Source organism: Agrobacterium sp. 6Ca8 (assembly GCF_055382765.1).
Window position 1 is genome coordinate 204,802 of the sequence record NZ_AP026435.1, and the last position, 12,720, is coordinate 217,521.

General features: G+C 55.6%; 11 protein-coding genes. 9 read left to right on the top strand and 2 right to left on the bottom strand.

Going from position 1 to position 12,720, the window contains the following annotated elements; translation table 11 throughout:
* Positions 1 to 185 precede the first annotated feature (185 nt).
* Positions 186 to 413, bottom strand: coding sequence for a hypothetical protein (locus ACZ5A6_RS24590; protein WP_112403247.1), 228 nt, complete (start codon positions 411 to 413; stop codon positions 186 to 188).
* Between the two features lie 433 nt (positions 414 to 846).
* On the opposite strand from ACZ5A6_RS24590, the gene ACZ5A6_RS24595 reads away from it, so the two are divergent.
* From ACZ5A6_RS24595 to ACZ5A6_RS24620, 6 genes are all read left to right on the top strand, one after another.
* Positions 847 to 1,860, top strand: a complete 1,014-nt coding sequence (locus ACZ5A6_RS24595; protein ID WP_112403249.1) for a LacI family DNA-binding transcriptional regulator — start codon at positions 847 to 849, stop codon at positions 1,858 to 1,860.
* A 38-nt stretch (positions 1,861 to 1,898) separates the two neighbouring features.
* On the top strand, positions 1,899 to 3,137 hold the full coding sequence (locus tag ACZ5A6_RS24600) for an ABC transporter substrate-binding protein (protein ID WP_112403251.1): 1,239 nt from the start codon (positions 1,899 to 1,901) through the stop codon (positions 3,135 to 3,137).
* Between the two features lie 83 nt (positions 3,138 to 3,220).
* Positions 3,221 to 4,138: a carbohydrate ABC transporter permease gene (locus ACZ5A6_RS24605; protein WP_112403253.1), complete on the top strand. Its 918-nt coding sequence runs from the start codon at positions 3,221 to 3,223 to the stop codon at positions 4,136 to 4,138.
* A gap of 5 nt (positions 4,139 to 4,143) precedes the next feature.
* On the top strand, positions 4,144 to 5,013 hold the full coding sequence (locus ACZ5A6_RS24610) for a carbohydrate ABC transporter permease (RefSeq protein WP_112403298.1): 870 nt from the start codon (positions 4,144 to 4,146) through the stop codon (positions 5,011 to 5,013).
* Positions 5,014 to 5,040: 27 nt separating this feature from the next.
* Positions 5,041 to 7,002, top strand: a complete 1,962-nt coding sequence (locus ACZ5A6_RS24615; protein ID WP_464111575.1) for a glycoside hydrolase family 127 protein — start codon at positions 5,041 to 5,043, stop codon at positions 7,000 to 7,002.
* The gene (locus ACZ5A6_RS24620) at positions 6,999 to 8,153 is read left to right on the top strand and encodes an ABC transporter ATP-binding protein (protein WP_112403257.1); all 1,155 of its coding nucleotides are present in this window, start codon (positions 6,999 to 7,001) and stop codon (positions 8,151 to 8,153) included. The genes ACZ5A6_RS24615 and ACZ5A6_RS24620 overlap by 4 nt, the downstream gene beginning before the upstream one ends.
* 271 nt (positions 8,154 to 8,424) lie before the next feature.
* On the opposite strand, the gene ACZ5A6_RS24625 is transcribed toward ACZ5A6_RS24620, so the two are convergent.
* Complete coding sequence (locus tag ACZ5A6_RS24625) at positions 8,425 to 8,712, bottom strand: hypothetical protein (protein ID WP_162714282.1); 288 nt, start codon at positions 8,710 to 8,712, stop codon at positions 8,425 to 8,427.
* Positions 8,713 to 9,547: 835 nt separating this feature from the next.
* Here ACZ5A6_RS24625 and ACZ5A6_RS24630 point away from each other — a divergent pair.
* The 3 genes from ACZ5A6_RS24630 (at position 9,548) to ACZ5A6_RS24640 (ending at position 12,710) form a co-directional block, all read left to right on the top strand.
* A complete protein-coding gene (locus ACZ5A6_RS24630; RefSeq protein WP_464111599.1) occupies positions 9,548 to 9,799 on the top strand; it encodes a helix-turn-helix domain-containing protein in 252 nt (83 codons plus the stop codon).
* Positions 9,800 to 10,305: 506 nt separating this feature from the next.
* Complete coding sequence (locus ACZ5A6_RS24635; protein ID WP_112403263.1) at positions 10,306 to 12,228, top strand: methyl-accepting chemotaxis protein; 1,923 nt, start codon at positions 10,306 to 10,308, stop codon at positions 12,226 to 12,228.
* Positions 12,228 to 12,710, top strand: coding sequence for a chemotaxis protein CheW (locus tag ACZ5A6_RS24640; RefSeq protein WP_112403265.1), 483 nt, complete (start codon positions 12,228 to 12,230; stop codon positions 12,708 to 12,710). Before ACZ5A6_RS24635 ends, ACZ5A6_RS24640 begins: the two co-directional genes overlap by 1 nt.
* Positions 12,711 to 12,720 lie beyond the last annotated feature (10 nt).

A 12,720-nucleotide genomic window follows, 5' to 3' on the forward strand; every position in this document is an offset into this window, starting at 1 on the left:
AACTTGCTCGCGAAGTTGAAGAGTAATTCGATGTGTCGTGTCAGTGTTCGATCGGCGAAGAAGCGATAATTGCCATGTGCAAAGGCCATCCATTGACAGTCCTGTAGCTACTGAAGTTTTTGTGTGGCCGCTCTTCATCCGCGAGTGGCGCACCTACGCTCCAAGTTGCTGGCGATCTCTTGGCGTCAAGCCAATGATTCGAAGAAAACCTCGCGAAACGCGCTCGCATCGGAGTAACAACCTCCAAGGCGTGCGTTCTTCTCGATGATAGTTGAATTCAACAGTTCTTGCGCCTTTGCGACCAGAAAGCGTTGAACATAGTCGGTCGCGGTCATGCCTGTGGCTTTTTGAAAGCGGCGCCGGCTAGTCCATCCTTCCAGCGCGGCCTGGTCGGCAAAGGTCCAAGCCAGCATTTCGCCTTCATTTGACTGTCAGTTGCGGGGCAAACCCGCCGTAGTAGCGCTGCTCGCGTTTTCCGATGGATCAGCAAGCAGCATGGTCGCGATCAGGGCCATCATCAAAGCGCCAAGAAAACGCTCCACCAGCTCCAATCTGAGATCGGATCGTGCTGTTAATCCCCCCCGACTGAGACGATGTCGACCCTCGCCTTCCGCGGTCGTGCCAGCATCGCTGTCGAATACGACAATGGGGTCGCGTCACTCAATCCCTCATGCCCGCAAGCGCGCGGCAATATTTGAAGTCACTCTTCCGTTTAAGCAGTTCTCGAGGGATATCGTCAGGCCTCGTGTCAGTCGTACGTTCAGAAAAGCAATGAGAAAACGTTTTCTCACTTGACAATAAATTTGATAAAAGGTTTTCTCAATCACGACGTGGAGATTTAAACGAATGGGCAATAAAGGCGGCCGGCATACGATCCGCGACTTGGCGGCAATGGCGGGTGTGAGTATTTCGACCGCATCAAAGGCACTGAACAACACAGGTCGAATGGGTGAAGAGACGCGCCAGCGCGTGAAAAAGGTGGCGCGAGAAATCGGATTTCGGCCAAACGCTTTAGCGCAAGGTCTGCTTTCCAAGCGAAGCTTCACAATTGGTCTTCTGACGAACGATACATATGGACGCTTCACATTGCCGGTCATGGCGGGAGTTTCAGAAGCTCTCGTTGATCGCGGGGTATCGGTTTTTCTGTGTGCCATCGAGGACAATCCGATGCTTGGGCAGATCCACGTAGATGCGATGCTCGACAAACAGGTCGATGGAATCATAGCGACTGGCAAGCGCGTCGATCGCAGTCTGCCGATCGACCTTTCTAATGTTCCGGTACCGGTTGTGTACGCTTTTACCGAGGGCGGACCGGGCAGTGTCTCTTTCCGTTCAGACGATTCCCAAGGTGCGACGCTGGCGGTTGAATGGCTGATGGAGCAGGGGCGCTGCAAGATTGCGCATATCACTGGCCCGGAGGATTTCTTCTCGGTACGTGAGCGCTGCAGTGCCTTTCGCGCCGTCGCCGGAGAGAATGCCGTTGTTCTGTTCGGGGAGTGGTCCGAATCCTGGGGTCGGGACGCAGTCGACCGGATTTGGGCGTTAGATGGCGAAATGCCGGATGCGGTCTTTTGCGGCAACGACCAGATCGCGCGCGGCGTCATGGATGCTCTGCGCGAGCGTGGCGTACGCGTCCCAGAAGACGTGGCGGTGGTCGGCTTCGATAACTGGGAGATTGTCGCGAGCCAGACGCGGCCGCCATTAACATCCGTGGATATGGAACTGAAAGAACTGGGCCGTCAGGCAGGTCGGACAATCCTGGCGCTGGCTGAAGGTCAGCCGGTGGAGCTGGGCGTCAGAACTTTGCCATGCCGGTTGGTCGTGCGGCAATCGTGCGGGGCAGGGAGCCTTGAGGACTAAAAAAACGGTGCGAGGAGCGCCAAATTGGAGGAGAAATCATTATGAAAAAACTTCTTGCTGCTACGAGCCTGCTCGCGCTTTGGCTGAGTCCTAGCCTTGTTTTGGCCGAAACCATCAACATGTGGGTCCGAACAGGCGTCGGCGAGGCTTTCAAGAAAACCGTCGAATCCTATAATTCAAGCCACAAGCATCAGGTCGCGATGACTGAAGTGCCGTTCTCGGAACTGGTGCAGAAATACGCAACTGCAGTTGCTGGCGGCCAGGCGCCCGATGCGCTGTCGATGGACTTGATCTACAATCCCGCCTTCGCTGCTGCGGGACAACTCGAGGACCTCACCGATTGGGCAAAGTCTCTGCCCTACTTCAATTCACTGTCGCCATCGCACGTCAAGCTGGGTACCTACGAGGACCGCATCTACGGCTTGCCGCTCTCTGTCGAGACATCGGTCTTCGCCTGGAACAAGGATCTCTACAAGAAAGCCGGTCTCGACCCGGAAAAGGCGCCGACAAACTGGGACGAGATCACCGCGAATGCCGAGAAGATCAGAGCCCTCGGTGACGACACCTACGGCTTCTATTTTTCTGGCGGTGGTTGCGGCGGCTGTATGATTTTCACCTTCACCCCACTCGTCTGGGGTTCCGGGGCCGACATCGTGACTGCCGACGGTAAAACGGCGACGCTTGATACGCCGGAAATGCGCAAAGCCGTCGATATCTACCGCAATATGGTGAAAAAGGATCTGGTGTCTGCCGGCGCTGCCACGGACACCGGCACGAACTTCCTCTCGTTTACCAACGGCAAGATCGGACAGCAAAGTCTCGGAGCCTTTGCTATCGGATCGCTGGTGACGGAGCATCCCGAGATCAATTTCGGAGTAACGCTGATCCCCGGTGCCACCGGTGGAACGTCATCCTTTGCCGGCGGAGATAACTTCGTCGTCACCAAGGACACGCCGAACATTGCCGCAGTCAAGGAATTCCTCGAATATATCTACTCCGAGGATGGCCAGAAGATCATGGCGAAGTATGGAAGCCTGCCGACGCGGGGTGATATCGCAGATAGCGTTCTCCAGGGCCTCGATCCACGTCTGCAGGTCGGCCTCGCCGCAATTGCAGTCGCGAAGACGCCCTATACCTTGCAGTTCAACGATCTGATCAACAGCGCCAACGGTCCTTGGGCGACCTTCGTCAGTGCAGCGATCTTTGGTGGCGATGTGGACGGCGCGTTTGCATCGGCGCAGAGCGAGATGCAGTCCATCATCGATAGCGGCCAGTAATCCTCCCGACTGTACCGCTCTGTGGCCGGAAGGCAAAGCCCTCCTTCCGGCCACCACTCATCACCCGTCAGCGGAGAATCTGGATGACAATATCCGGTCCAAACAATCTAGCGCCCAGACGACGCCGCTCCCGTAAGACGAGTTGGCACGGACTGGTTTATATTGCGCCCGCCATGGCGCTCGTCATAGCATTCTTCGTCATTCCGGTCATCTTCACGGGGTGGATGAGTCTGCACAACTGGCCTTTAATGGGCGGAACCCGCTGGATTGGGTTGAAAAATTACGCCCGCATGCTCAACGACGCACGTTTTCTGACCGCACTCCAGTTTACCGCCTACTATACTATCGTCGTTACGATCGCGATCTTCGCCGTTGCCTTTCCCCTGGCGATTTTCGTCGAGAAGCAGCGGCGCTTCGTGAGCGCTTACCGCACCGTCATTTTCCTGCCGGTCGTCGTCGGCCTTGCGACGGCCTCGCTGCTATGGGTCTGGCTTGCGAATGTCGACAGCGGCTTCATTGGACCGGCTCTAAGGATGCTGGGCTGGGTGGACAAGAGCCCAAACCTGCTCGCCACGTTCGACAGCGCCTTTCTCACCATTGTCATCATGGTCGTCTGGAAAATTGCCGGCTTCACTATGATCATTCTCCTAACCGGCCTGCAGGCCATTCCCACTGAATTGACGGAGGCCGCCCGGATTGATGGCGCGGGGCGCTGGCAGCGCTTCCGACACCTGACGCTTCCCCTAATGCGCAAGACGATCGCGCTGGCTCTGATCATTTCAGTCACCGGTTCGATCCTGGCCTTCGACCAGTTCTACATCATGACGTCAGGCGGGCCGCAGAACCGGATGATCTCGGTGGTCTATTACATCTTCAACCAGTCCTTCGTGTCGTTCAACCTCGGCTACGGCGCAGCGCTTTCGATCGTTCTGCTCGCCATTCTCGTCGCCATCAGCATCGTTCAGCTTTGGCTCCTGCGCGTCCGGGAGGAAAAATCGTGACAAACATCAAAGCGACACCCGCAAAGCAACGCCGTGCCCGTAAAGCCGCTTGGTCGAACGGCGCCTATCACGCCACCGGCATTGCCATTTCCTTGTTTTTCCTGGCACCCTTCGTTATCGCATTTCTTTCCTCCTTCCGCCATGGAGCGGAGGCTGGTCTTCCGCCGTTGCCACCATGGCCAACAGACGGGTTCAGTCTTGACGCCTATGGATCGCTGGATAGTTTCGGGGCCGGGATCTGGCAGCATATGCTTAACTCGCTGCTGGTTTCGCTTGCGACAGTGTTCTTGACCGTCATTGTCAGCCTGCTGGCGGGCTACGGTTTTTCGCGCTATCGATTTCCGCTGAAAAACGTGCTGTTCGTCTTGATTATCGCCACGTTGATGATCCCGTTCCAGTCAATCCTGACGCCGCTGTTCATTATTCTGGCAAAGCTTGGCCTCAACAACTCGCTGTTCGGGCTAACGCTGATCTACGTGACGCTGCAATTACCGTTTTCCGTCTTTATGATGCGCAATGCCTTCGACGCGGTACCGAAGCAGATCGAAGAAGCTGCCCGGATCGACGGCGCGCGCGATCTGAAGCTTCTCGTGCGGGTGCTGTTGCCTCTGGTCCTTCCAGGCGCCGCAACCGTTGCAATCTTTGCGTTTTTAAACGCGTGGAATGAGTTTCTGGCCGCGTTGATCCTGCTGTCGAGCAACGAGAAATATACGCTTCCTGTCCTGATGATGGCCGTGCGCGCCGGCCGTCTCGGCGCTGTCAACTGGGGTGCGGTGCAAGCCGGCGTCGCCGTCATGACCATCCCATGCCTGATCGTCTTCCTTCTTCTCCAACGCTACTACATGCGCGGCCTAATGGCCGGCGCCGTCAAGTGATGTCTACTCATTTCGAAAGTGAAAGCCATGGATAACAACATTCAAACCCGAAGCCCGAATCAGAAGCAGATCCGCAAGGATCGCAAGTTCCGACCGCTGCCGGTCCCGAGTGTCACGCTCGGCGGCCTTTTTGGAGAGCGGCAGGATGCCATTTGCGCAACGACGGCAAAGACGCTACTCGACCGCTGCGTCGAGGCCGGCATGCTCGGTGCCATCGACGTCAAACAACCAAGTCCCGGCGTCGTGCTGCCGATACAGCCCTGGGACGGTTCGACCCAGATGTTCTGGGACAGCGATTTCGGCAAGTCGATCGAGACGGTCGCCTATTCGCTCTTCCGATCGCCTAACCCGGAGCTTGAAGCACGCGTCGACGAGATCGCCGATCTCTACGAGACGCTGCAGGACGAAGACGGCTATGTGAACGCATGGTTCCAGCGCGTGCAGCCCGGTCGCCGGTGGACGAACCTTAGGGATTTTCACGAACTTTACTGCGCAGGCCACCTGATAGAGGGTGCCGTCGCTTATTATCAGGCAACCGGAAAGCGCAAACTTCTTGACGTTATGGCACGCTTCGCGGATTACATGATCAAAGTTTTCGGTCATGGCGAAGGTCAGCTTCCCGGCTATGACGGCCATGAGGAAATCGAACTCGCTCTCGTGCGTCTTGCACGCGTAACCGGCGAGCAGAAATATCTCGATCTTTCCAAATATTTTATCGACGAACGGGGCCGGGAACCTCACTTCTTCATCGAGGAAGCGAAACGCGACGGTCGCGAGGCAAAGAAGTTCGTCTTCCACAGCTTCGAATACAACCAGTCCCATCAGCCGGTGCGGGAGCAGACCAAGGTCGTCGGTCACGCCGTGCGGGCAATGTACCTCTATTCCGGCATGGCCGACATCGCGACAGAATATAGCGACGACAGTCTCACAGGTGCGCTGGAAACGCTGTGGAGCGACCTTGTCACCAAACAGATGTACGTCACAGGCGGGATCGGTCCATCGGCAGCGAACGAGGGCTTCACCGACTATTACGACATGCCAAACGAGAGTGCCTATAACGAGACCTGCGCATCGGTCGGCCTCGTCTTCTGGGCTGCGCGCATGCTCGGTCGTGGCCCTGATCGCCGTTATGCCGATATTATGGAGCAGGCGCTCTACAACGGCGCAATGGTGGGTCTCTCGCTCGATGGAACGCGCTTCTTCTACGATAATCCCCTGGAAAGCGCAGGCAAGCACCATCGCTGGACCTGGCATCCTTGCCCATGCTGCCCGCCAAACATCGCTCGGCTTCTCGCCTCCATCGGCTCCTACATGTATGCGGTGTCTGACGACGAGGTTGCGGTTCATCTTTATGGTGAAGGCAAGGCCCGGTTCAAGATATCGGAAGAAGAGGTGATTTTGGCGCAGGAGACGCGCTACCCTTGGAATGGCGCCATCCGTTTCGAGGTTGGGATCGCTAGCCCGACGCGGTTCACGGTTTCGCTTCGGATCCCATCATGGTGCGACGGGGCGAAGCTGTCGATAAATGGCTCGAGCGTCGATCTCAATCAGGTCATGGTCGACGGCTATGCGCGGATCGAGCGCGAATGGTCCCACAAGGACGAGATCACGCTCAACCTGCCGCTTGCCGCGCGGTTACTCAGCGCAAATCCGTTGATCCGCCAGGACGCCGGTCTGGTTGCGCTGGCACGCGGACCGCTTATCTACTGCACTGAGGAAACCGACAATGGCTCCGGCCTTAACCGGTTGGCGATAACCGGACAACTCGGTGACGCGATGGAGAGCACGATCCCCGTTCTGAACCATGCCGTAGCGCTGGACATAGCAGCCGACCGGGACGAAGCTGACTGGGGACACACGCTCTATCGCGAGGCACCGCCAGAAACCACGAAAGTCAAAGCGCGCTTTGTTCCCTACCATCTCTGGGACAATCGGGAGCCCGGCGAGATGCTCGTCTGGATGCGGGATGGCCGAGGAGGCTCCGCATGAGCGCGAGCACACATACCATAGGGGTGACGGACAACAGTGCCGCAGCAAAAAACGGTGGCGTGCAACTCTCCGACATCCGCAAATCGTTCGGTAGCCTCGACATCATCCACGGTATCGACCTTGCGATTCCCGAAGGGGCCTTTACTGTCTTTGTTGGCCCCTCTGGCTGCGGAAAATCGACGCTTCTACGCATGATCGCGGGGCTCGAAGAGGTGAGCGACGGCCTGATCGAAATCAAGGGCCGTGACGTCACCGACCTTGATCCATCGGAGCGCGGCATTGCTATGGTGTTCCAATCATACGCGCTCTATCCTCATATGAGCGTGCGGGACAACCTCGGCTTTGGCTTGAAAATGGCGAAAACTCCTCAGGATGAGATCGACCGTCGAGTCAGTGCTGCGTCCGCAATCCTGAAGACGGATCACTTACTCGACCGTCGACCGGGCCAGCTTTCCGGCGGTCAGCGGCAACGTGTGGCGATTGGTCGGGCTATTGTGCGAAAGCCTGACGTCTTCCTGTTCGATGAGCCGCTTTCAAATCTTGATGCGGAATTGCGGGTCTCAATGCGCATCGAAATCGCCCGTCTCCACCGAGAACTTGGCAATACGATGATCTACGTTACTCACGATCAGACAGAAGCTATGACGCTCGCAGACATGATCGTCGTCCTTCGTGACGGTCGCATCGAACAGGTTGGGAGCCCTCGTGAACTTTACGAAAATCCGGCCAACAGCTTCGTTGCAGGCTTCATCGGCTCGCCGCGCATGAACCTTTTGAAGGCCAGGCATGCGGGTCGCCAAACGGTCGTGTTGGCGGACACTCCTTTCGCTGCGCCGCATCCAATATTTGAAGACGGCGACAGGGGCGGTGAGATTTTGATGGGAATTCGACCTGAACATATCGCAGTCCAGACCAAGGTGTCCGGTGGAGGCCAAATTCCAGCTATTGTGGATTTTCTCGAGTTTCTGGGTGGCACTCAATATCTCTACTGCCAACTGGCGGACGGCCAGGCGGTGACGGTCGAGTATCGGCCTTCCACCATCATAAAGCCAACCGATCGTGTCTATCTCTCCTGGTCCCCACAAAACACGCACATATTTGACGCTTCGGGGCTCCGAATTCGGGAGGTCGTCTCGAGCGTAATTGAATGACGAACGCCGTCTCATCATACCCCGGGAAACTTCCACGTTTTGGCCAGAGAGGGGAGGCGCGCGCGGTGCAAACATAACTGCAAACCGCCTATCCCTTGGATGAATCGGACCACATACGTGGAAACAGTTGTCACCGGACCCATCGGATGCCCCATGCATGGGCGCGACGGGGATGACGATTGCCCGTGAAAACGCGCTCGCACGCAGGTTCGGATCCAATAGGGGTGCGATCAGGCAATGGAGGAATTAGAATGCTAGCTTTAGGCGTCGATTACGGAACGGATTCGGTGCCGCGCTGATTGTTTGCTGCAAGGACGGTGTGGAATTCGGCACGGGCATTGTCGTGTATCCAAGCGGAAGCCAAGGCGATCTTCTCGACCAGCTCGACCGCACCATCGCTCGTCAGAACCCCGCCGATTATCTGTTCGACTTGAAGGCATCCGTTAAACTTCCCATCGAGCAGGCACGCCAGGGACCAGGATTCGATCTGCTCGCGATCGTCGGTATCGAGCCGACGATAGAACAAGATTTGCTGGCATGGCACGTCCATCGCAATCATGGAGCCACAGCCTATTGTGGCCAAGCGCAGGCAGGCGAAAATTGCTGACATTCTCAGACCAAAATAACGCTGCCCACCACATCCCCCGACCAGGAATGGCCACGGCGGAATGATTGATCTCGCGCAGGTAACAAGATTTTGGCAGTTTCATAACAACGATACTGATGTTGCGAGTACGGTTGTCTCTAGTGTTCTGTCACCGGCGCGATTTTCTACCCTTAATGCCGATGGTGAATTCCACCATTCCATCCAAATTGTGCAGATCGGCGACATCTATGTGTGACACTCAATATCTTCGACAGATTTTTTATTGAGTAAACATGTGGATAGAAATTGCTTGTTCGAGTTACACTTCGTGGAAACAGGTCGTTGTTCAACGGTCACAAACAATCTCTCGATAGATACCGATGCTAGTGATGCGCCTCTACTTAACGACTTTAGTAAGTATGAACTTGTATGCCAAGCTGATACGACGTTAATCTGCATAGCAATTCCTGCCGCGCGCTATTCTAATGTGATGGCATCCGAGTTCGGGAATCCCTTCAGTGACCTGTCGGGGATGCGGCCCGTCGCGAGTTGTCACAGCGTAAATATTCAGTCCTTGAAGAAAACTGCCGACTTGGTCTTGTCTTTGGGACGCACTGCTCCATTTCAAGAGAAGTCATGTAACGCGGCCGTATTGTTATGTAAGGACTTTCTAACATTCTTCGTTGAAAGTTGGCCAAGGTCAACTGGCCATCCAGCTAAATATTCTGCAAGACCATTCTACATTAAGAGGGCTATAGAATTGATGCAGTCTCATGCAGCGGAGAAAACCACGCTAGAACAACTTGCGATGATATCGGGAGTTAGCGGCAGGACAGTTCGACTTGGATTTCAAAATTTTTGTGGTCTCAGCCCTATGGCTTTTCTACTGAAGGTTAGATTGGAGAAGGCTTACAGGGATTTGGTCATAGAGCCTCCGCCGACCACTGTCGATGAGATCGCCAGACGATGGGGGTTCTCCAACCCAGGAAAATTTGCAGCCGATATATGTGCGACGTACGGAGAAAACCCCCTCGTCATCAGGCGAAGGCCCCGTGAATAGTGATGCCGTATTCTAATAAACTAGGCCGCAGATATTGGCGCTCGCTTTAAGTGTCTGCGATCATACAATGCGAAAAGCCATAACATCACGTAGGTGAAAAGGTTCGGTTCTTGGTTACGCCTGCTGGGTGGGACGAGCCGGTTGTAGACTGCTTGGAGAAACTAACTCTTTTAGCCATCCTTTTCGTGAACTTGCGATGTGCTGCCCGGGACATGGTTATGAACATACGGATAACGCAGTTCCATACAGACAGCGCAAGACAATTTAGTCGTTTGGAAGCCCATTATATTTTTGTAAACCAGCGTATTGCTTCAGTCTCACGCAAACAACGCGTCAAAATTAATCGGCTTTGAGACACGTATCTACCTTAGTCGATTTGCTCAAGAGCGGTGTTTTAAAAGCACACCCCGCGGCATGAAACCGTGTCCATTACCACCTTCGGCAGAATGAATTTGCTTATGGTCCTCGCGTCCATTGCAGGCAGTATTATCTGCCGGGAGACCTAGATGAAACGACCACAAATTAGAACTGCGCTAATCTCCGCACTCGCGCTTATCGCGGTATCGGTTATTGGATTTGCTGCTATCGCCATTCTTAGCTTGGGCGCGTTAAACGACAGCACCAACGAGATTACTTCTCGTTGGCTGCCAAAGGTCAGCTTGTCAAAAGACATGAGTGTTGAGCTGTCGAACATCAGGCGCGGCTACCTCAATCACATTATGGCGTTGGATGTCGACGCAATCAGATCAGCTGAGAAAAGTATTTCGGATTCTAGTTCAGAGTTCTTGAGGATAGCGGAGAAGTATGAAGTTCTCATCATCGATGAAAACGGCCGCCAACGAATCGCGAAGATTAAATCCCTATTTTCTGATTTAAACTCCCTTGGAAAAACGGTGGTCCAAATGTCGGGCGACCAAAAAAATGAAGAGGCGACAAGAATTCAGCAGTTGCAAATGCTACCGTTGGCAAACGACATCGACAAATTGCTGAAGGAAATAGTCGTACTTAACACTGAAGGTGCTGCTGCCTCTCAAAAAGCCAGCGGCGAGACCTACGCTTCAACCATGTTGCTCACTTATTTAATTGTTGCGCTTTGTCTTTCCGTCATCACCGTATCCATTTGGTTTGCTCTCACGGGCATTGCCCGGCCGATCCAGACGATCACCGCCGCGATGAAAAAGCTCGCTGAGGGTGATAGCGCCTCGGCTATTCCGTACGACGGCCGCGCCGACGAGATTGGTGATATGGCTGCCGCAGTTGAGGTGTTTCGTGCGAATGCGGTCGCCAATATGCGTCTTGAGCAGGAAGCCGTCGCCAACCGTAGCCTTTCGGAACAAGAACGCCAGCGTAAAGCCGAGGCCGATCGTGTGCGGGCCGAGGAGATGACGCAGGCAACAGCCGGACTCGGCGAAGGCCTGAAGCATTTGGCAAGTGGTGACTTGGCGTTCCAGCTGGTCGATCCCTTCGCACCTGACTTCGAAACGCTACGCGCCGACTTCAATGCTGCCGTTGCACAGTTGTCCGAGACGCTCCGGGCAGTTTCGGATGCTACTGGCGCGATAGACAATGGCAGTCGCGAGGTCAGCGCCAGCGCGGACGATCTGTCCAAGCGGACGGAGCAGCAGGCGGCTTCGTTGGAAGAAACCGCTGCTGCCCTTGACCAGATCACAGTCAATGTTGCCAACTCCTCCAAACGTGCAGAAGAAGCACGCAAGGTCGCGGTGCAGGCCAATGAAAGTGCAGCTCAGTCGGGCCGGGTGGTGGCGAACGCAGTCGACGCCATGCAGAAGATCGAGGCGTCTTCAAACCAGGTCACCAACATCATCGGCGTCATCGACGAGATCGCTTTCCAGACAAACCTCCTGGCGCTAAATGCGGGCGTCGAGGCGGCGCGTGCCGGCGATGCGGGAAAGGGCTTTGCCGTCGTCGCCCAAGAAGTGCGCGAACTTGCCCAACGCTCAGCACAGGCGGCCAAGGAGATCAAGGATCTCATTCGCAACTCCTCGGTCGAAGTCCAAAGTGGTGTCAAGCTCGTTAGGGAGACCGGCGACGCCTTAAAGACAATCGAAGGCTACATCGTGACGGTCAACCAGCACATGGACTCGATCGCCACATCGGCGAGGGAACAGTCCGTCGGTCTGGCAGAGGTCAATACTGCCGTCAACCAGATGGACCAGGTGACCCAGCAGAATGCGGCCATGGTCGAGGAAACCAGTGCGGCGGGTGCCACGCTTGCCAATGAGAGCGGCAGGCTGCGCGAGCTGATTTCGCAGTTCCAGTTAGGACACACCCTGCGGAAAACAGCTGCTGTGATGTCTGCCAGCGCCGCACATCGTCCCGTCCCATCCCATGTCCGAAAGCTGGGTGGCAAGGTTGCCAGAGCTTTCTCCGGCAACGCAGTTGTCAAAGAAACCTGGGAGGACTTTTGATGAGTGGTCCCCGACACTCGGCAAACGTTACGGACGAGATGCTTGAGATCATCGCTTTCCGGCTGCACGATCAGGAATTTTGCGTGCGCACGACAACGATCCGAGAGATTCGTGGGTGGGGTCCAGCCACGTCGATCCCGCACGCACCGGCAGACGTCATCGGGGTGATGAACCTGCGCGGTACGGTGATCCCCATCATCGACCTTGCGAAAAAGCTCGGCATGAGAAGCACCGACCCAAACGAGCGGAGCGCCATCGTCGTCGCTGAAGTGCATGGTATGGCAACGGGCCTGGTGGTCGACAGGGTCTCTGATATCCTGACGATCTCCGTAAACCTGCTTCAACCCGTTCCGGAAATCAGCGCGTCTCAACGGATGCGCTACGCCGATGGAATCATCGCCCACCCCGATGGAATGATCTGCTTCCTCAATCTGGAGCGAATGTTCGAAGTCTCCGAGACCGTTCGTATGATCGCTGCGTAGATGAGACGCT

Excerpts from the sequence above, each read along its gene's own strand:
- ACZ5A6_RS24605 (WP_112403253.1), top strand. The coding sequence starts at position 3,221 with ATGACAATATCCGGTCCAAACAATCTAGCGCCCAGACGACGCCGCTCC.
- ACZ5A6_RS24620 (WP_112403257.1), top strand. The coding sequence starts at position 6,999 with ATGAGCGCGAGCACACATACCATAGGGGTGACGGACAACAGTGCCGCA.
- ACZ5A6_RS24635 (WP_112403263.1), top strand. The coding sequence starts at position 10,306 with ATGAAACGACCACAAATTAGAACTGCGCTAATCTCCGCACTCGCGCTT.
- ACZ5A6_RS24640 (WP_112403265.1), top strand. The coding sequence starts at position 12,228 with ATGAGTGGTCCCCGACACTCGGCAAACGTTACGGACGAGATGCTTGAG.
- ACZ5A6_RS24590 (WP_112403247.1), bottom strand. The coding sequence starts at position 413 with ATGCTGGCTTGGACCTTTGCCGACCAGGCCGCGCTGGAAGGATGGACT.
- ACZ5A6_RS24595 (WP_112403249.1), top strand. The coding sequence starts at position 847 with ATGGGCAATAAAGGCGGCCGGCATACGATCCGCGACTTGGCGGCAATG.
- ACZ5A6_RS24630 (WP_464111599.1), top strand. The coding sequence starts at position 9,548 with ATGATATCGGGAGTTAGCGGCAGGACAGTTCGACTTGGATTTCAAAAT.
- ACZ5A6_RS24625 (WP_162714282.1), bottom strand. The coding sequence starts at position 8,712 with ATGATTGCGATGGACGTGCCATGCCAGCAAATCTTGTTCTATCGTCGG.
- ACZ5A6_RS24615 (WP_464111575.1), top strand. The coding sequence starts at position 5,041 with ATGGATAACAACATTCAAACCCGAAGCCCGAATCAGAAGCAGATCCGC.